The sequence below is a fragment of the Psychrobacter sp. Sarcosine-02u-2 genome, from assembly GCF_002836335.1.
In the GTDB taxonomy this organism is placed as follows: domain Bacteria; phylum Pseudomonadota; class Gammaproteobacteria; order Pseudomonadales; family Moraxellaceae; genus Psychrobacter; species Psychrobacter faecalis.
This window is the reverse complement of sequence record NZ_PJBX01000140.1, coordinates 1-20351: the sequence shown is the minus strand read 5'-3', so window position 1 is coordinate 20351 and position 20351 is coordinate 1. Positions and strand designations below refer to the sequence as shown.

Genomic DNA, 20351 nt, shown 5'->3' with positions numbered 1-20351 from the left:
ATGCCTACCTCATACAAAAAACGCCAGCAATTGCTACTAGCGTTTTTTTGATAAAAGTAAAAATGATAAGGTTTAATCTCAATTACGAATCCGTTTTACCTTTATGCAATGTCCATTCTTTACGCAGCACAGATAGACTCTCGAACGTTACTAGAATCGTTGCGATCAAAATAATAATGTCCATAATAATCAGCAGCCAATTGCCCTCGGTAAAAAAGGTTTTTAGCTGAATCAATAAGGCAAAAATGGTCATAACTAGCAAAAATGACAAAGGTGCTAAGGTGTACCAAACCGCTCTGCCTTTACGTAATAAAATAACCGTGACAATCATAAGGGTTAATGCTGCCATGAGCTGATTGGTGGTACCAAATAGTGGCCAAATAATCATGCCACCTGCACCATCAATACCACCGGCGCCAAATGCTAATAATAGACAGCTACCGACGGCAAGGAAAGTAGCCACGACACTTTTACTTAGCACTGGAATGTTATAAAACTCACCAAACTCTTGGAATATATAACGTTGTAAGCGGACACCCGTATCCATCGTGGTGCCAGCGAATAATGCTGCCATAACAGTGAGCATTGTTTGAGAAAGCACCATATCGATACCAACACCTGCATTTAAGATGGTCGCACCACCATCAATAAAAGCACCGATAGAGCCGTCGCCAAATTTTTGATAAACCGCTTGCCAATCACCGAGTGTCGCAAAACCTGCGGTGGCCGCAAGAATGGCGCCCAGTGCGAGCATACCTTCACCCATAGCGCCAAAATAACCAACAAAACGTACATCGCCTTCTTTATCAATCTGTTTAGAAGTCGTTCCGGTCGCCACCAAACCATGGAATCCTGAGATAGCGCCGCAAGCAATAGTGACGAATAACAATGGCATTAATGACGGCGTGCCGATGGGTAAATCATGATTAATCGCTGGCGCGACAATGTTTGGTGTCGCAATAAATACGGCTGCATACAATAAAATCAAACCAACAAATAATTGTAACCCATTAATATAATCGCGCGGTTGCAGCAGCATCCATACTGGTAATAATGAGGCAATCGCCGCATAGGCGAATAAGATAATAATCCATACGGCGTTATCCGGTAGCCCCATAAAAGTCTCTGGTAACACGACTGGGAACATAGGGCCAAGATAAATAAGTCCATATAGAGCGACAACGCCAATAATGGATACCCAAACCAGATTCATCTTATAGCGATAGATACATTGACCGATGATGAAGGCCACGACCAATGCGCCCCAGACAGGTAACACAGAAGATGGGGTCTTAATCATCATATTGGCAATAGCGACGCCAAATACTGCGTTTACCATTAATAATAATAAGAAAATAACTACCATCATTAAGCTACGTACACGTGTGCCCATGACGGTACCAGCAATCGAGCCAATAGACTGACCCTTATTGCGCATACTGGCCCAAATGGCTGACATATCATGGACGCCTGCCATAAAAATGGTCCCTAAAACCACCCAAATAATGGCCGGCACCCAGCCCCAAATAACCGCAATTGCAGGACCGATAATCGGCGCCGCCCCTGCAACCGAGGTAAAATGATGCCCCCACAATACATATTTATTGGTGGGGATATAATCTACCCCATCTTTCATCGTATGGGCTGGCGTGGGACGACTGTCATCCAAGGCCAAAATCTTAGTGGCGATAAATTTTGAGTAAAACAGATAACCGCAAAGCATTGCGGCCACACCAACCAACAGTACAATAGCACTATTCATCTTATCTCTCCCTAGACAAGTATTAGATAGCCTTACAAGTTCAAGCTTTTTAAATCAAAATCTTAAAAATATGCTAGATTAGTGAGCAGTGAAAGACTCGGCTCACTGTTCTTCAAGAAACAGTTGCTAAGAAAACAGCTATCAATGAGATAACAGCATATCTTCTTGTGATTACTGGCTAATAAAGCATAGTATTTTAAGGTCAAAACGCTTGACCAATTAGCCATGAAGTATGGTGAGTCTTTACTTCTTGTGTGACTTAGCATTCTATGCCTTAAATAGTAACTCATTTGGCAGTAATTGTAACGTTGGTGAAACATTAAAAACGATAAATACAGGAGTTAGAATGGCCCATTATTTTGGATTTATACCGTCAGATGAATTAAAAGCGCTGATTATTGAGGCAGAGCAAATCGTTGAATCAAACGTAGAAACAGATTACTACCCCTATCGTGATGCCTTAACCCACCAAACGGCGCGTGACCTCACCAATAAATTATTGGTTGGACTGGTAGATATTATTCCAAATCCTGAGCGCCAAGCCGCCATGCGTAAAGTGGTCGGTACGGTCGAAAAAGCAACTGACACGCTGCTTAATATTTTATTGGGTAAAGAGAATAACGAAGAAGTGTTGCCGAGTTTTCATTTTTTACGTGATAAAGCGACCTTTATCGATAACGAAGGTGAAAAGCGTATCGGTTTTAAATTGTCAGATGCTGACGCCAAAATCATTGATGCTGGTTTTGTAGCGGTTACTCCTGAACACGTAGATATGAAAACGTTTAAAACGGCACTTGAAACGATGAATGAAGAAACGTTAACGCATTTCATTAGTCGCTATGCGGAAACGTTGAAGCTTGGCATGATTAAGCGCAAATCTGTGCCAGTTGCCAAAGCAGCTATCGATAAAGGAATGACCATGGCACTAAATAAATTACTGCCTGATCTACCTGATGCATCATTGAATCGTTTGGCCAATTATTATCGCCCATTTATCGTAAAAAAACCTGAATAGCGGTTGTATTAGCAACTATTATGTTTTTATTAAAACGGTAGTGTTGGGCAAATTTGCTAAAATTTGCTAAAATAGGCGGCACTTTTATCAAAGGCGCAACTCATGACCCAAATTAACAACCAAGAAATTGAAAAAACCCTGCGCAACTCAGAGTGCCTGATCAGCAGTATCGAAGTAGCCGCTGCTTATGAGCGCTTGGCCGCCCAGCTCAATCTACATTATGCCGGTTTAAACCCAATCGTGATGGTCGTTATGAACGGCGGACTTATCCCAGCCGGTCAGCTATTGACTCATCTAACCTTTTACCATCGCATGCATTATATCCATGCATCACGCTATCGTGATAATGCGGGTACCAATGAGCTTGATTGGAAATTTAAGCCTGACGTAAGTATCGAAGGCGAACACGTTTTATTAATCGATGATATTTTTGACGAAGGTATTACTTTAAAAGCCATTGTTGAAGAATTAGGTAAAGAAAAACCCTTATCGATTGAATGTTGCGTATTACTCAATAAAGAGCATGATCGCAAAGTTGCAGACTTTGATGTTGATTTTGTTGGTATCAACGTTGCAGATCGTTATGTCTATGGCTGTGGCATGGATTTCCATGGTTACTTGCGTCATCTGCCTGGTATCTACGCTATTAAAGAAGACAAAATCTAGTCATTCTTTGGTTGAGTATTTTGAATGTATCGCATAATAAAAAAGCATCCGACTGGATGCTTTTTTATTGCTTATTGCTTTGATTGTAGTCAGTGGCAATTAAAATTGCAATGCCAAACCCGTATGGCGCTCAGTGGGTGTTTGGACGGCCTTTTCCAAAGCGGATTTCGTACTATATATGGTTACCTGTTTTTTGGCACGAGTCACAGCGGTATAAATAAGTTCTTTACTCAGCAATCTTGCATGACTATTATCAAAAGTAATGGCCACATGATCAAACTCAGACCCTTGCGATTTGTGAATAGTCATCGCATAGGCTGTGGCGATCACCTCTTCATTGAGAAGATTGACGGCTATCCCCTGCTTCTTGTTTTCAAAAAACACTTCGAGTCGACTACGCTCATTACCAGTTTGCAAACAAAACCCAATATCGCCATTAAATAATCCTAGCTCATAATTGTTTTGAAGGACCATAACGGGACGACCATGAAACCATGTGTTTTGACCCAGTGGTAGCTTAAGCTCAGCAAGGTGCCATTGAGTAAAGTATTTATTAATATAATGGTCGCCCCACTCGCCATTATGGCCAGCAGTTAACACCCTGAACTGATTAAAGGTTTCCATTAATGAAGCAATGGTATCTTTAACTGATTCTGGCACGGATTTTTCTATCGGATTTGTCAGCAGCGTTTTTATTTTGTTTATGTAAGTATGGTAGTTTGATGTGAGGTTTGAGATATTTTTACTTTTGCTTAGGCTATTTTCTATTTCATTATGTAGAGAAGCTTCTGTTTGTAAGGGGTTAATGTTATTCACATATTGAAAACTCAGTACCTTATCATGCTTTAACAGCTGCCAAATAGTATGAGTATCTGTCTTTGCCTTATTAATTTGATAAGCAAGCTTACCAATACCCGAATCTGATGTAAATCGACGACTCTCTGTTAGCTCTGCATGGATAGGCTCTAACCGCGGAATGCGGCACAAGTCAGCCAGTACCGCCCCTGCATCTACAGCTGCCAATTGGTTTGCATCTCCTAGTAGTATCAGCCTTGCGCCAGGCTTTACCGCACTCACAAGATAGTTCGCCAGCTCCACCCCTAGCATCGACGCCTCATCGACGATAATAATATCCTCGCCCAGTGGATTATTAGCATCATAACGCGGTCTGCCAGTACGTCCGATACCTAGCAAGCGATGAATGGTTTTGGCTTCTTGTAATTGTAGTTCGACATTCGCGGTGTCTAACGCGGCTTGCAAAGACTCTTGCATACGCTGTGCCGCTTTACCAGTTGGGGCTGCTAATGCCAAGCTAGCACTGTCAGTGCTAAATCTAATGCTTTTAGACGCATCTGCCCCACTCTCTGTTGCCTGTTGCAGTGCAATCACTAGCTGAGCAACGGTGTAGGTCTTCCCCGTACCTGGTCCACCAGTAATAATGCTAAAGGCGTTGTTATTGGCGACATTAATTGCCTTTATCTGATTTTCGTGTAGGTTTTCGGGTATTGCTATCTCTAGCGGTGTTACCTGATGGTCTAAAATAGTGTTGATGCGCGCGGCTAAGTTAAATTCTGCTTGCCAAGCTCTGTGTAACCAAAAAGTGATTGCTGCGTTTTGTTTATCAGCCTTTTTGTTATTTACAAGCTGATAAACGATAGGTTGATTATTTTTGCTTAGGCTATTTATATTTTCATTCTGGTTTGTATTAGCATTAACGTCAGCGAACAAAGTGTGCTCATCGATTAACTTAGAAAAAAACGTTAAGTTACTATTTTTCAATAATTGGTAGAGTGCCGCTACTGTATCAAGCCTTTTAACCAAGATCTCTTTTTCATGATTACTGAGTGCCAGCTGCGCCCATAGCTGGTCTTGCTTAGCAAACAAGTTCTCTAGCAGTACGAATATTGATACCTCAGCCGTAATATCCACCTCTGACTGAACCTCTATTTGAGTGTCATTCAAGGCAATAAGCGGCATCGCTAGCATCTCTAACAGCTGCTGTTGCCAAGCATATAGTGTCACCACCTCGTCATTGATATGACCGCTGAGCGGTACTTCGTGCTCAGTTTCCTGAATGGTGAGTACAGTATGCCCCTCTTCTAAATGCGCGGCTAACATAGTAAATAAGGCTGCAAATAAACCGCTGTCTGGTGTTCTGTCTATTTTTTCACTACCAGTATTAAGCTTGGCATCGGTCACGTTATACGCTAAATGCGTTTGCTGACGGCGCAGCAAAATATAGTCACTGATGTTGCTGGCCCAGCTTTCTTGTAAGCTAATAGCAGCGCTGCTCTTATTATTATTCATAAATTATTACTCATGGTCTGTTTTTCTCTATACTTATAGGATTAATCGCTACAGTAATTTGTTGCATCAAATTCGTAATTGCATTCATTTTGTGTACCCTGCTAACTGGGCATGCCAAACAATGCATCTAAGGCCTTAATAAAATCAATAGGAATATCCCACGTCACCAGTCCATAGCGGGCACTGTTTGTTGGTTTGTCATGCATTGTCTCACTGGCTATTGAGTCGCCGCCACTCAGTACATTCGCCTCTTTTGCTTTAGTCACCAACTGAGAGGTTGGATCATATACGCCTCGTAAAAAGACATACTCCACCGCGCCCAAATACTTAGCTTCATTGCCTACATAATCAGCAATTCGCATCGACAAAAACCGATGCAATGCCACTTGATAAATGGCTGCTTGCAACCAATACCCTGCTTTAGACATCGCTTGCTTGAGCGTAGCTTCGTTATAATCGCTTAGGCTATTTCCTAAAAAGTTACTTTTATAATCGACGACATAATACTTGCCAGCATGCTCATACACCAAATCGATTTCACCACGTAAATAACGATATAAATGCGCTTTGTTTTGCGGAACCAGATTGACATGTTTGTCGGTTTCATTAGGCAGGTACTGCTGAAAGAGTCTATTAATATCTTGTGCTTTAAAACGCTCTGACAGTCCCATATTGAACTCTAATTCAGCGAACCTCTGACTTGCATCGATAGAGCGTAACGGCTGATCAGACGCTAATAGCGGCGTATGTAGCACCTCTTCAATCCAGCCAATGAGAGCTGCATGCTTGCTAGCATCTATCGAGTCCGAATCCAATGAATCAGTATTTAATGAAGAACTATCGCCTTGCTCTTGCTTCTTCGCTTGTAATCGACGGCTTTGGGTTTCAGCACTGCTATACACCAACGGCAGCTGATAGCTACTAATAGCTCTATCGATAACCTGAGACCACTGGGATTTATTATTAAAATCAATTTTTTCAAATATCTCATGCAAAAATGTACCCGCATTGGCACCTTTCACAAAGGTAAAACGAATATCATCCTCTAACTTGGGACTTGCCTGATCGACTTGCGCGGCAGCGTCATGACTATCTGATGCATGACCACCCAGTGACGGTGAAACTGACGTTTCGGTGATATTGATATCAATATCAACATCAATATCTATCGCATCATCAATACGCTCATCCATCACAGCCATTGTCTGCGTTGACTCATCTAGCTGACGGGCTAAGGCGGTAAAACTGGTCTTAGCCCAACCGTAAAAGTAATTGATTTTCATAACTTCTGAAAAATCATCATACTCAATAGGTTCGGTTTTGGGCGTAATAAAATCGGGCGATCCACTTTCTGTTAATTTGCCTGCTTTAGCAGCAGCACAGTTATCATTATAGAACTCATTGACCTTATGCCCTCTAATCATACCTATGGTGCCTTTGAATCTATCTGGCAATTCAAATTTTGGCTCTGGTGACTCAAACCAATAGAACACCGGCTTTAATTCAAACCCTGTTTTGTTGTGGGGATCTCGCAGTACCACATAAAGCTGTTCACTGGCGCGCGTAAAGGCCACATAACCAAGCCGGCGCAGCTCCTCGAAGCCCTCCTGCGTTTCAATATCGGTATAGTAACCCTTTGTGGTCGCAGAGCCTTGTACAGGAGAGAATCGGCGCTGATTGCCTGTCGATTGCTGCGCCAACGCTGACTGACTTTGTTGAGTAGCATCTTGTTGGGTAGGGTTTTGTTGCGAGTTGTAGAGATACAACCCATAGTCTTCTTTATTACCTGACTTCCTACTGGCATCACCCATACCCAGCACATAGACAATAGGAAACTCCAACCCTTTTGATTTATGAATGGTCATTAGCTGCACGCCAGATTCTGTCGGTAACGGATACTGCTTGGCCCAATCGCTGCTAGGCGCGCTATCTATGTTTTGTCTAAACCAGGCCAGCAGCTCGTACTCACCCATGCCGATACCATACTGCGCTAATATATCCATTACATGACGCAAATCCATAATATGACGATCGCCTTCTGGATGGGCGGCTAATGCTTGCCAAACGCCTTGCGGCTGCACAGGGCTTTGATCTAACAAGTAATGCATGGCCGATAATACGCCAAAGTGCTGCCAACGCTGGGCACCTTCTTTTAAATAGCTAATAAAGTCTTGATAGCTTTTCTTATTGTCGATGGCTTTTATATTAGCGCTATTTAAATCTACAGCTCCTGCCTCATGGTCAATCATCATGGCTTTAATATCTTTGATACTCAGGCCATACAAATGACTGGTCAGCACCCGATTAATCATGTCATGACGATACGGATATAGCATAGCACTCAGCAGCGCTGCCACATCCTCTGCCATGACGGTTTCGAAGATACTCACATCACTGGTGGTCAAGGTCGGCACATTGAGCTTTACCAGCTCATCTTCTACTTGTTTTAAATCTTTTTTGGCACGTGCCAGCACACCGATATCGCTCGGCTGAATCGGCTTGCCTTTTAATGTCTGACCACTGCTGAGTAAGGTCGCAATATGACGCGCTGCGATCTCGAACTCATCATACTCAAGCTCCTTGTCCTTATCATAAGGCAAGTGCAACACACTCACTGGCTGAGCAGAAAGTACGTCATTTACCAAGTCGCTATTTAGTATGTTTGAATCATTAAACCAAGACAGCTGATTTTCTTGCTTTTCAGCTTTAATGTGCTGGTAATAAATACCACTACCTAACTGTGCCAGCCTATTCTCTTGAGTCACTGGCGCAGGCATACCGAACCAACAGTTTAGGGCATTAATCACACTGGCGTTTGAACGACGATTAACATCGAGCGTCCATAGGCTGCTTTTTTCAAACTGGGCTTTCATATAATTGTAGTTGGCGACATCACCGCCGCGAAACCCATAAATGGCCTGCTTAGGATCGCCTACCAACAACAAAAAATCATGGTTGGTTTTATTAGTAGCCTGTTTGTCATTGGCCAACGGTTTACGTTTATTTGTTGGCAAATAGATGCTTTCAATCATAGTGGCTTGCTCGCCATTGATATCCTGCGACTCATCAATCAATGCCACGGGATAATGATGACGAATATAACGTGCCAGCTTCTCTCCTTGCCGACCCGTTAATGCTTGGTTTAAACGCACCATCTGCAAGCTAAAGGTAGTTTCACCGCGCTCTTCTAATATAACCGGTAGCCTGTCACGTACCGCCAACACGATATGGCGATTGAGATTGGCTAAAATAGTAATAACGTATTCATCGAGCTTTTTGCTTTCTTCAATATACCGTTTAAAGTCACGAACCACCTGCAACTCATTAAATATCAAATTAACTCTTTCACCATCTTTTGGCTTGTAGAACTGTTTGCCTATATCATCAGTTTTCTGAAACGCTTCAATTAACTTTCTAGTATAAGTTTTTTTGTCTGATATGAACTTATAAGCGGCGGGACCAGACTCTTCTAACACTTGAACGATTTTCGGCCAAGACTCTCTGTTATTCTGCAACTGTCCTTTGGGAACTTCATAGTATTCGCCATCAGGCTTAAAGAAAGCATCAAGCTCATCGCTGCGCTCAATGATACTATGGATAAGCCGCTCGTAACCCTCAAAAGAAAAATCACTGCTCACAACTTCATCAATTGGCGCAGAAATAAAATTCAGCGACCGAGTTACATAGTTTTTATGATCGCCCACCGCCGTCAGCTTACCTTGCTGATCCATCAATGCATACAATTTAGGTTGCTCGTGATACAGCCTACTTTGAAACTGACGCAGCTCATCATGAACAATACTGTCCGTCACTTGCTCAATGCTGCTGTCTTCAATAATAGCCATCCCTTGCTGATGACCGGTCTCGCTACTGTACTCCTTCAACCATTTTTGCGCCAAGCTATCAAGGGTTCCGACAAACAGCTTGTCCAAGGTGGTTAATACAAGCGCCGTGCGTCGAATGGCTTCTGTCATAGGATAGCTGTATACATGATCAAGCAAGTAGCCGACCAGATGCAGATTGATAGGGTCTTGCATGATGTCATCTAAGCGCGCATATTTAGCCTGAGCGACTAACCAGTCCTCACGATCTTTTTTTGCTTGTGCACGCTTTTCAGCAGCAGCTTTTTTGTCATGAACGTTGTTATAAACAAAGTCTTGATTTAGTTCATCTGCATCTATTTCAGCGTTTGAATCCGTATTTGAGCTATTGACTGCTTGCTTATCACTATCAGGTGTCACCTGTAATATATGTGGATACAAACTCTCTTTATTAGCGCGGTCAGCACTCAGGCTATTCACCCATTGCAGCAGCTGATAGAAATCCACCAAACGATCATGAATGCGCTGACGCATCTCAGCAGCCGCAGCGCGAGTAAAGGTCGTCGCAATGATTTGCTCTGGTGCACGCCGTGCCTCAATCAACAGACGCAGTACAATGCCAGTTAGTGTCCACGTTTTACCAGTACCAGCTGACGCTTCGATAAGATGCCGCCCCGTCAATGCAACATCAACCGCTGGTATCACATCCGCATTATTCTTAGGCTTAATCATGTCGTGATTCGCAACCTCACTGTCAGTCATACCCTGATATGTATCAGATGCGTGTGGCTGGGTAGAAATGTCCATCATGTGAGTGGTGGCGGTAAATTCTGTCATAGGGGCGTACACTTTTTATTATCAATTAAACCAAAGGGCAAAAAACGAACCGTTTTAAACAGTTTTAAGTAACCAGCTAGCCTGCTAACTATCTAAACCTTGTAGCGCTGTAAACATTGGCTCATAAAGCGGCTGTGCTAACGTCGTTAATGCTGCTGATAAGGTTTTAAACGCGTCTTGATCACGCAGTACGTATTGCCAAATGGCATGCTGCGAGCAGGTATCGTATACTGTATCTACGTGATAGCTAGGTCTTAGCCAATCTGAGAAGTCTGCGCGTTTTGGCCAATAGCTGCCGCTCTCATCTTCACTCTCTGCCGCTTTTGCACACTTATCAAGATAACTGAGCGCATATTCTGGCAATAAGGTAATCGGCACTTGACCTACTAGCTTGCCAAATATCGCCCACTTTATCAGCTCGGTCACGGCATCTTCATACACAATAGGGCTTAACTTAAATGTGATTACATCTTTATATTTACCAACTTGCGAGTTGGATTTGTTAAAGCGCCAAATACTCACGCCATCATCTGCTGCGACTTGCTCGGCAGTGGTACGTCTGGCAACTTGCCAATACAGATGCGACAACCAAAACTTGATTAAATGCTTGGGGCTAGCAGAATTGGGCAGTATGTTTAACCACTGCTTGGGTGAGTTTTCCGCATAGGACACGCCAGCCTGTAGATTAGAGGAATGGTGATTGGCATCTATCGATACTGATGTAGGAACTGATATTGGTACTGAACCTTTTATTTTAACTATTTTAGGCAATAGCTTCGGTAGTGGCGCATTATCAGCATGGTTCAACACAGTCGCTAACTCTAGCTGAACGGGATGCTCGGTGGTTGGAGTCAGTAGCTGCAAACCACCTATCTCGCTTGCCTCTAATATCTGGGCATCATCCAAGCCATTAGCAACTAGCTGTTCTTTAAATTCCTGACATTGCTGCTGCAGTTTTTGTTTTTGATTGGGCAATGTCGTTTGGCGCGCCACACCTGCTGGCATGATTTTTTGATACATCAAGATTGGACTGTCTTGCGTGGCGGTGCTGTCGGTACTATTATTTGCTGCATCGCTCGCCAGCTCGTTAATCAGATACTCTTTTATCTGATAAGTCGTTAGATTGTCTAGGAATAGTGGCTCTTGATGTGCCATCGCTTCCTCACCCTGCACCACATGCACCTTTTGAGTACGCAAAAATGCCTTGGCAGGATGGCGCACTTGATAGGTCAATACCCCTTCAACGTCTATCTCTCCAATATTAAATACAGTTTCGGAAAGTGCCTTTTTAGTAAGGTCATTAACCTCACCAGAATCATTGAATACAGCTGTTGCGTCTAGTGACAACATCTCAGCTATTACATCTAAGGTTTGATTGTCTACTTGTCCTAACTGACCTAGAGATTGACCAAGCAGCTGAGCAATTGATTCGTACTGTGCTTTGGTAGGCAAGCTAACCAGTTCTGCATGCTCACTAAATGCTCTGCCCTTTAAGGTATTAAACACTGCTTGCCAAAGCGGCGCCGGAGGAAACTGACGTTTTTGCGCAAGCTTGGTTCTGCGCATGGCTGTATTCAAAAGAACATCTAACTCATCTGCATTATCAATAAGTCTGTTGTCTTGAATATCATTTTCAGTGTGCATAGCTGTGCTTTCATTCAAATTGAGCTTAGGAATGTCAGACGCTTGCTCACAAACATCTGCGTCTTCAATGTCTGTTTCAAACAAACTCTCATGAAACGGCAGTGCCGGATGCTCAGTCAGCAGCCACTGTTTAATCAATTTAGGTAAATAACGCTTAAGGCTCTCGGTGGTAGAATCAACATTCTCAGGTAATGTGTCTAACGCTTCAAGCGAGTTGACCTGCCACTGCACCTCACCTTGCAAAAATTGTAATAGCTCACTAACTGGGTTGGCTGGCAGGTGCTCGTGGGTATCCAACAGACTTTGACCGTTATAAAATATCCAGCAAGCACTGCGCGCACACAGCAAGGCATCTAAAAATGCACCATTATCATCATCTTCACTGACTCTATCACCGCGGCGGGCATTGGTGGCTTTCATCAAATCATAGCGATTATCAAGATCACGCCCAGGAAATTCAGACAGATCCATATTGAGCATCACCACCAAATCAAAAGGCACATTTCTGAGCGCCCCAAATCGACCAAAGGTAATCACCCCAGTCGGCTCGGCACTGACCTGCTGACTCTCAAGCTCTGCTTCAATACTGTCCAGCATAAAATTCAGCTTTAATGGCAACTGCTCAACGCCTGCCAGCCTTTGCTCTACTTCTTTTTTGTTAGCATTACTGACACTATCGCTACTGGCGTACTGTCTATAGTGACGATTGGCCCTCAGGCTTGATTTAAAGCCATTCATAGCGTTATAGATGGCGCGCATCGTACGCGTTTGATCGACATCACTAAAGTAGCGATGAATGACTTGTTTCTCAATCTGATCAAGCCAATCTTCCGCTTTTAGTTTTTGTGTATGATCATCACGGCGCGCAGTCAAACCGGCATAAATACGACAAAGCGCTTCAATAATTATCGCATCATTTAGGCTCACTTGCGGCAGCGGCAAACTCATTTCCGGCAAGGCAGTGCTTGGCCACTCTTCCTGTGCCAAAGGATATAAGCAATCGCTTAAACTGGCCTCTGGCATCACGAGACCCAAGGTTAATCTATCTAACGCTTGAGCAAAGGTAAATCGGTAGTCATAATCGTTGCTATCTAGGGTTTGTTTAAGATGCCATTCATCAAAGCCGCGAATAAAGCCTGCCTCTACCAGTAAATCACAGCCACGGCTCATCTGATCATGGGTTAAGCCAAAACTTTCATGCAGCGGTGGCAGCATTAGCCAATCAAGCACCTCGGCGGCTTCAAAGCGGGCACTATGACTGCCTAACAGCTTATAAAAACCAATGATGGCTTCCCATAGCTGACGAATATCTGCATCGACCACACCAGTTACCTTTGCAGGCAAGGTCAAACCGTCTTGACCTTTACCACTGACGAAAATAGAGCTGATCAGCGCATGGTGACGCTCAACATCGGGCAGCAACACGACAATATCGGATATATGGCGTTTTTTCTTACCAGGTTTTAATGGCTCATTCAACCAGCGCCCAATCATAATACGCAGTACTTCAAGTTGACGCTGCAAACTATGGCATGAATGAATACTTAGGCTATTATCTTGTGCAGACATTGCCCAAAAACGCTCCTTCTCAAAGCGTTTATTCTCTAATGCTTCATCGTCATACCACGGCGTCTCTTGCTCATCTTGATCAGAGCCGGTCTCTAGTTGTTTACTGACTGCTTGCGATACTTTGGCCGCGGTCGCTTGCTGGGTAGACTGCTCATCGAGCATCAACACATCATTTTGTAAACGTCTCAATAAGCTTACGCTCTTTTGCAGCTGTTGCGCACTATCATCAAAATCAATACTGAACTCGTCGCTCAAGCCATCATTGCTATCATCGCCCTCATTAAAGATGTCCTGCCACTCAACGAGTGCGTCTTGGTATTGCTCATTACCCGATAAATTAGCAAGCATGGCAAAGGTATCACGCGACTGTTTGCCCAAACGTGATAGCAGACTGTGACCATAATCACGCAGAAACACGCTTTCAGGGTTAATGATCTGTTGACGCTGTAGCCATGATTTATCAACAATATCCGCCCAAAACAGCTTGGATGGGTTGTAGTGCAGCAGTGTGATATCCATGTATTGTGACAAGCGCTGTAAAAAGTCGAGCTCGGTTTGTGGCAATTGCTGAATGGTAAAAATGCGCAGAACTTTGGGCAGTTGAGCACGCTCATTCGCCTTGTTGCTTTTTAGCGCTGACCAAAAAGTATCCTCAAGTGCCACCCGGTGCTGATGCACATCGGCAAACAAATGCGACCATAAGAAACGCTGCGCGACCTCTAACTCTACATAGTGCGCCACCAACCATTCAGGGGTGCCACGTGCATACTTATCGAAGCGCAAGGATAGTGCATCCTTATCCGCTATCAGCGCATCCACATTAAGCGGCTTATTATGTGACCACAGATCCAACCAGTCCTCACGATGGGTTAAATAGCGGTTAAACACCCTCGCCAAATCACTTGCCAGCTGCCAAATACGCGCATCTTGCTGTGCCTTATCCTGCTGAACTTCTTCTTGCGGCTCATCAATCAAAGACGCCAGCAGTGGATGAACGGGATGTTTTTCATCAGCGACAATTGCCTCTTGGTAATAAGTCAAATAGCCAAATAAGCGCCACTGCATTACCGTTGGTGACAGCACTGCCACCTCAGGAACATTCAACGTTGCCGCTTCAGGGTTTTGTTCTAATAAATAGGCATTGTGGCGGCTCAACACATCCTGCATCAATATCCACTGATACTGACCCCAAAACGTCGTCGTTACTAAGGTACTGATACCCGCTTGGCTTGCAATAGACTTGTCTAGCCAATCACCAAGTACCATTGATGGCACAATGACAACAAACTCTTCAAAAATGGGTTGATTTTTGGACTTATAGGCCTCCAACAACTGCTCAACTAAAAGCTCGGTGCGGTGCGACTGAATAATGGTAAACATAAATGAGGTAATCTATTTGAATGAATAAAGCTGGAATAGTAAAAATTGAGTATTAAAAACAACACGACAAGCGTGTAAATTTTACGGCAAAGCTGATGATAGCGTATGGTTTCATACTTTTTATGAAGAAGAAACGTGGTAGACAACACTCATCAATCTATGTTTGCTGCTCGTTAGTCTGTTGCATTTCTGCTAGCATAATGTCGATTAAAAACAGTAGATATTATAGTACCAATTCATGCATAACGCCCTGTGTTTGGCAATAAAACTGTCGCTAATAATAAACGATGAGTAACAATAAAACGGTTGGTAGTGAGAAAAGCTAATAACGTGCGCAATCTGCTGATCAGTGTGCCACTGTTCGCGGTGGTTTACCAGCACGTCACCTATAAATCAAGAGCGCTTGCGACAACGGATGTCGCTCTACCCTTTACCTAAACTTTTTTGTTAAAGAGATAACAGAATACTATGCCCATGCGCCCCATTGATGCCATTTTCGTTCATCCTAAACGCCGGTTATATGTTGTATACTACCGCGGTGAGTTGTGGGAATTGCCCCGCATGAAAATTGATGATAGGTCATGGCAAAACAGGCAGCCTTATACTGACGATAGCAGTGGTCTTTATCTTAGCATTCATCAAGCCATTAGCGACCCGATATTGACCCAAAAACTTCGTACTTTAAACTTGCCAGCAGCGGTGCGTGGCAGCACGTTACCACGCTTTGAAGCATGGTGGGAAGCCCACGGTTTTAAATGGCTTAAAGACAAACTTACCACCGGTGAATCGCCATTGGCCGCGCATCAGGCTTTGCAAGCATTGTCTACTAATATGGCAGCTGCTCAAGCGACGGATAAACAAAACGTGCCTGTTTCAAGCTTCCAAGTAGTATCTAATGATGCTAACAGTAATAACGAAAATAATCCTACCCAACAAAAAACTAATGAGCCAAGTACGGCAGCACCTGTAGCAAAAGACGCGGACATCTTTGCTCATATGCTGGCAGATTTAGTAGACGAAGTATTAAACCATCAAGAATAAATCTGTTACCATTTATCATCTACTCTATCAATTAACCACATTAACCAAAAAAAGAGCGGTAACTTATGAGAGATTACAAGCTGCTATTAGCGGGGCTTATTTTACTGCTGCTGATTATTTTTATCGCCATCTTTACTTGGTTATGGACCAGTAACCGCAAAAATATGGACCCTTTGCCGATTATGGCAAATAACAATGATACATCGTCTGCGGATAATGACGAAAATACCATTGCGAAAAGCACCTTGCACATCCAAGCAGAAGATGGGCTGCAAGCACCTTTAGATGCGGTGATTGCAAGCTTTCAAGCACGCTACCCAAATATGCAAATATTGACAAATTATGTGTCTTCGGCTGCCCTTTTAACGTTATCCGATAATGATTTTGCCGACAGTCATCGCACCGACGATGAGCGCGCGTCTTTTCTCATAGATACCGATTTAATCATTGCGAATGGCAAGCTGTCAAAAGAGCGCCTAGCGCCTTTGCAAGAACAATTAAAAACCGCTCAAGACAAGCACAACCAGAACAAATTAAATGATAGTAGCACCCAAGTTAAAAAAGCAGAAGATGGCGTAGATGAAGCTGATGCAGAAGTGGCGGCTCACGCCAAAAGCGATAATACCAATACCCGTAGCCTGAGTTCTTTTGGCTATGCCCTACGAGGCGAGCAAGCGGTAGATGGCGTGGTATTAACGCAAAACCCTGCGGCGATTAATTTTAGAAATTTTTTGCTCTCAAGTACCGGACAAGATATCTTAAGCCAGCATAATTATACCAATATCGACGGTTATAAGAATGATATGGACAATTTATTTCAACCAAGTTCACGCGCCAAACAAGCAACCGGCGAGCTCTCGGTAGATGTATCCGACGCGCTTAGCAATGGTAAATAAGTCTAAGGCCCGCTGCCTGATGATTACGCATTGCTTTTGTCAGACCTTTTTTTTACAATAGCACTCCACCACGCGCCTATAGCTCAACAGGATAGAGCAGTTGCCTCCTAAGCGATCGATCGGGGTTCGAGTCCCTGTGGGCGCACCAATCATTGTATTTAGACATAACCTCGCATTACCTAAAGTGACCCCTGCCGTCAAATCCGTACAGTTAAACTTGGGAGATTTTAATTACGCAGCCTGACGATAGTAGTCAAACCACACCTGTCTTGGCGCTCGATAGCCCAAGCCCTTTTGAATCCTCGTCTGGTTGTAGTACAGCTCGATATATCTAATGATATCGTTGATGGCTGTAAATCTGGTTTTATAATCTTTATGATATATCAGCTCATTCTTCAATGTACCCCAGAAGCTTTCTATCGGCGCATTGTCATAACAGTTGCCTTTAGCGCTCATTGAGCCTGTAAATTGATGCTGCTTAATGATCTTGTGGTAGGCATGGCTGCAATACTGGCTGCCTCTGTCAGAGTGGACTATTAGCCCTTTGGCAGGTCGTTTGTTCTTGATTGCCATAGTGAGTGCACGGCAAACTAAATCAGCAGTCATGCGTTTATTAATGGCGTAACCGACAAGCTCTTTAGTGTATAAGTCTTTAATGCCTGCTAAATACAGCCAGCCCTCGTTTGTCCAGATGTAGGTGATGTCACTGACCCAAGCTTGATTCGGTCTTTGCATATCAAACTGCTGATTTAATACGTTGTCATAGACCAGCTTATTGTGATTAGAGTCAGTGGTGACTTTAAAGCGCTTGTGGCGACGGCATTTGATGCCATGCTCCTCTTTAATGCTTCTAACCATGTAAGGGCTGATATCATGTCCTTGCCCGTTTAGGTGCGCCTGTAGACGCTCAAAGCCGTAGCGTTCCTTGGTTTCACTGTGCGCAGCTTTAACCAGTAACTCGCACTGATTACGATGTATCTGCTGCTCGCTTAAGTCACGACTTAGCCAATCGTAGTAGCTTGAGGGCTTAACGCTCAATACACGGCACATAGTAGTGACGCTAAATATCTGCTGATTGTCTTTAATAAAGGCGTACTTTACGGGCTGTTTTTCGCGAAGTACGCCGTCGCCTCATTCGAGCATAGCTCTCATCTTGCGTCGGGGCGAAGCAGTGCTTCGCTTTATCCCTCCTCATTTAAGATCTCGCGCTCCTCTTCAGCCACTTTGAGCTGACGCTTGAGCTGCTTTATTTCTTGAAGAGCACTCATAAGATCAGGATCGTATTGTTCAGTCCCTTCAAGCTTGCCCTGATTGGCTTTATTCTGCCAGTTAGATAAGGTTTGCATGGCGATCCCGAGCTGCTTTGCAGTAGCTGAAATATTGCCATTATTATCCGCTATCTTCTTGACAGCTTCTGCTTTAAATTCTGTGCTGTAAGTTCTAACTTTCTTGGACATGGTAAACTCCTCGTTGAGTCGTTAGTTTACCAAGTTTACTTGTACGGTTTCTTCAGCATATAGTCAATTCCACTTAAAAGTGTTATAAACTAATTATTAAATCCAATTGTTATCATAAAGATTATGACTTACTCACTAGATTTTCGTATGCAAGTTCTTAAAAGTATAGATGACGGTATGACCTTTGCCGAGGCGGCTGAGTTTTATAATCTCAGTCCAACCACGATACAGAACTGGAAGAGACGTATTCATAGCAAAACAACCAGGCAAACCAAACCCTATAAAATACCAGATGACGTGCTACTTAATGATGTCAAAGAACACCCTGATGATTACCAGTATGAGCGAGCCCGTCGTTTAAACTGTAGTAAAACAGGCATTTATCATGCCCTAAAGCGGTTAGGCATCAGTCAAAAAAAAGACCTTAGAACATCCAAAAGCCTGTCCGATAAAAAGAGCGATCTATCAAAGTAAGCTTGATACTTTTAAACAACAAGGCTATCCCATCGTCTATATGCATGAGAGCGGCTTTGAACATGAAACCATTTGCTCTCATGGCTATGCACCGATAGGTACACCTTGTATCGATAGCTATAACTGGCAAGGTAAAAAGCGAACCAACGTTATCGGTGCTCTTTATGACAAGATGCTGTTTGCCCTAGATTACTTTAAGCACAACATTAACAGCAACATATTTTACGACTGGTGCAAATTCACGCTAATCCCAAGTCTTAAAACCAAATGCGTGATTGTCATGAATAATGCCAGATTTCATAAGAGCAAACGCATTCAAAAGCTACTGAACAGGCATGGTCATCGTATTCTATGGCTGCCGCCCTACAGTCCTGATCTGAATCCTGAGCGAGGATAAAGCAAAGCACTGCTTTGCCCGAGCGCAAGACGAGAGCTGTGCTCGAGTGGGAGAAAAAATGGGCTCAGGTGAAGTTTCTACGCCAAGGCTGGATGGAAAACGACTTATCCAAATTGTTTTATGATGTTTGTCCCAACCATAACAATTTTATTTTGAGCTGACTATATATAACTATCAACCAACTAAAATACATCGAATCCGTGTGTTACCACCATTAGTTTCTTCTATAGTTGAATAGGTTAATTCTATATTATGCTTCTGTAAAACACTCTTATTGAATGAAGGTTTACCTTTCAAAATAATGTAATATCCAAAATTTTCACTATCTCCATTTTGAGCAAAACTAGAAATCCTGAGTACTCTAACACCGAATTTATTGAAGTCAGTATCCATATTCTTAGATATTTCATTTTTCGTTTTCTTAAATGTGCTATTTATTGATTTTACATTTTTTACTTTATATTTATTGCCAATGATAAACTGACTGTTTTTTTTCTCTATTGATGGATTTTCCAAAAGATTCGTATAAAAGCTTATTAGTTCTCCACTTGAGGTGTTAAAAGAACAGCTCAACGTAGATTTGCTTATTAAGTATTGAACATCAATCACTTTGCTTGAGTTCAATTGTTTATCGTGTATTTCTGCCTGTGTGCTGGCAGATGTGGTTAGCAGTAGAAGTACAATCCAGCTGCTAACCGTTTTCTTTACACTATCGAGTCGAGGTAGAGTCATGGAAGTTTAGTCCTTGATCAATTAAAGATTGGGTATCAACTATAGGTGCTGATTGCTGAGACTGTGAACCCCAAGCTTTTTTAGGATAGTAATAAATATACGTACTACCCCACTCTCAACTTGAAATAAGCAAATCAAACTGAAGAGGCGGGTTACCAAGTTTTTTGTTGAGTACAAAGCACAGATTGTGTGAAAGAATCTTACGAATCAATCGATGAGACAAATGCCATAAATCTCTTGCTCGTACCTTTTGTATATTAAATCGTTCTGATAACTGACCAATGACTGTTTCAACGATACGGCGGGCTTTCATTAGCCGCCTTACCACAGGTTTGGGTCTATCCTCTTTCATA

The 20351-nt window shown here is 43.0% G+C and carries 12 protein-coding genes, 1 tRNA gene and 1 pseudogene; 7 read left to right on the top strand and 7 right to left on the bottom strand.

Going from position 1 to position 20351, the window contains the following annotated elements:
* Nucleotides 1-82: 82 nt before the first annotated feature.
* Nucleotides 83-1762 carry a carbon starvation CstA family protein gene (locus tag CXF58_RS05620; protein WP_068404748.1) on the bottom strand — a complete coding sequence of 560 codons (1680 nt, stop codon included), beginning with the start codon at nucleotides 1760-1762 and terminating at the stop codon, nucleotides 83-85.
* A 346-nt stretch (nucleotides 1763-2108) separates the two neighbouring features.
* Here CXF58_RS05620 and CXF58_RS05615 point away from each other — a divergent pair, with 346 nt between their 5' ends.
* Complete coding sequence (locus CXF58_RS05615; protein WP_102076853.1) at nucleotides 2109-2777, top strand: hypothetical protein; 669 nt, start codon at nucleotides 2109-2111, stop codon at nucleotides 2775-2777.
* A 102-nt stretch (nucleotides 2778-2879) separates the two neighbouring features.
* A complete protein-coding gene (locus tag CXF58_RS05610; RefSeq protein WP_068404752.1) occupies nucleotides 2880-3443 on the top strand; it encodes a hypoxanthine-guanine phosphoribosyltransferase in 564 nt (187 codons plus the stop codon).
* A 99-nt stretch (nucleotides 3444-3542) separates the two neighbouring features.
* On the opposite strand, the gene recD is transcribed toward CXF58_RS05610, so the two are convergent.
* The 3 genes from recD to CXF58_RS05595 form a co-directional block, all read right to left on the bottom strand.
* Nucleotides 3543-5750, bottom strand: coding sequence for an exodeoxyribonuclease V subunit alpha (recD, locus tag CXF58_RS05605; RefSeq protein WP_102076852.1), 2208 nt, complete (start codon nucleotides 5748-5750; stop codon nucleotides 3543-3545).
* Between the two features lie 101 nt (nucleotides 5751-5851).
* Complete coding sequence (locus CXF58_RS05600) at nucleotides 5852-10408, bottom strand: UvrD-helicase domain-containing protein (protein ID WP_102076851.1); 4557 nt, start codon at nucleotides 10406-10408, stop codon at nucleotides 5852-5854.
* 84 nt (nucleotides 10409-10492) lie between these two features.
* On the bottom strand, nucleotides 10493-15001 hold the full coding sequence (locus tag CXF58_RS05595; protein ID WP_102076850.1) for an exodeoxyribonuclease V subunit gamma: 4509 nt from the start codon (nucleotides 14999-15001) through the stop codon (nucleotides 10493-10495).
* A gap of 468 nt (nucleotides 15002-15469) precedes the next feature.
* On the opposite strand from CXF58_RS05595, the gene CXF58_RS05590 reads away from it, so the two are divergent.
* The 3 genes from CXF58_RS05590 (at nucleotide 15470) to CXF58_RS05580 (ending at nucleotide 17086) form a co-directional block, all read left to right on the top strand.
* Nucleotides 15470-16042: a hypothetical protein gene (locus tag CXF58_RS05590; RefSeq protein ID WP_102076849.1), complete on the top strand. Its 573-nt coding sequence runs from the start codon at nucleotides 15470-15472 to the stop codon at nucleotides 16040-16042.
* A 65-nt stretch (nucleotides 16043-16107) separates the two neighbouring features.
* Nucleotides 16108-16938, top strand: coding sequence for a hypothetical protein (locus CXF58_RS05585; protein WP_102076848.1), 831 nt, complete (start codon nucleotides 16108-16110; stop codon nucleotides 16936-16938).
* Between the two features lie 72 nt (nucleotides 16939-17010).
* Nucleotides 17011-17086, top strand: a tRNA-Arg gene (locus CXF58_RS05580).
* Nucleotides 17087-17169: 83 nt separating this feature from the next.
* Here CXF58_RS05580 and CXF58_RS05575 read toward each other — a convergent pair.
* A pseudogene (locus CXF58_RS05575) lies at nucleotides 17170-18395 on the bottom strand (IS3 family transposase).
* 123 nt (nucleotides 18396-18518) lie between these two features.
* On the opposite strand from CXF58_RS05575, the gene CXF58_RS05570 reads away from it, so the two are divergent.
* Together CXF58_RS05570 and CXF58_RS05565 are read left to right on the top strand one after the other, a co-directional pair.
* Nucleotides 18519-18869 (top strand): IS630 transposase-related protein, encoded by a 351-nt coding sequence (locus tag CXF58_RS05570; RefSeq protein ID WP_102076847.1) that lies wholly within the window; start codon nucleotides 18519-18521, stop codon nucleotides 18867-18869.
* 40 nt (nucleotides 18870-18909) lie between these two features.
* The gene (locus tag CXF58_RS05565; RefSeq protein ID WP_102076846.1) at nucleotides 18910-19266 is read left to right on the top strand and encodes a transposase; all 357 of its coding nucleotides are present in this window, start codon (nucleotides 18910-18912) and stop codon (nucleotides 19264-19266) included.
* Between the two features lie 174 nt (nucleotides 19267-19440).
* On the opposite strand, the gene CXF58_RS05560 is transcribed toward CXF58_RS05565, so the two are convergent.
* Both CXF58_RS05560 and CXF58_RS05555 read right to left on the bottom strand, forming a co-directional pair.
* Nucleotides 19441-19998 carry a hypothetical protein gene (locus CXF58_RS05560; RefSeq protein ID WP_102076845.1) on the bottom strand — a complete coding sequence of 186 codons (558 nt, stop codon included), beginning with the start codon at nucleotides 19996-19998 and terminating at the stop codon, nucleotides 19441-19443.
* Nucleotides 19999-20113: 115 nt separating this feature from the next.
* Nucleotides 20114-20351, bottom strand: a 238-nt coding sequence (locus CXF58_RS05555) for a transposase (protein WP_145989801.1), incomplete at its 5' end; no start/stop codon positions are given.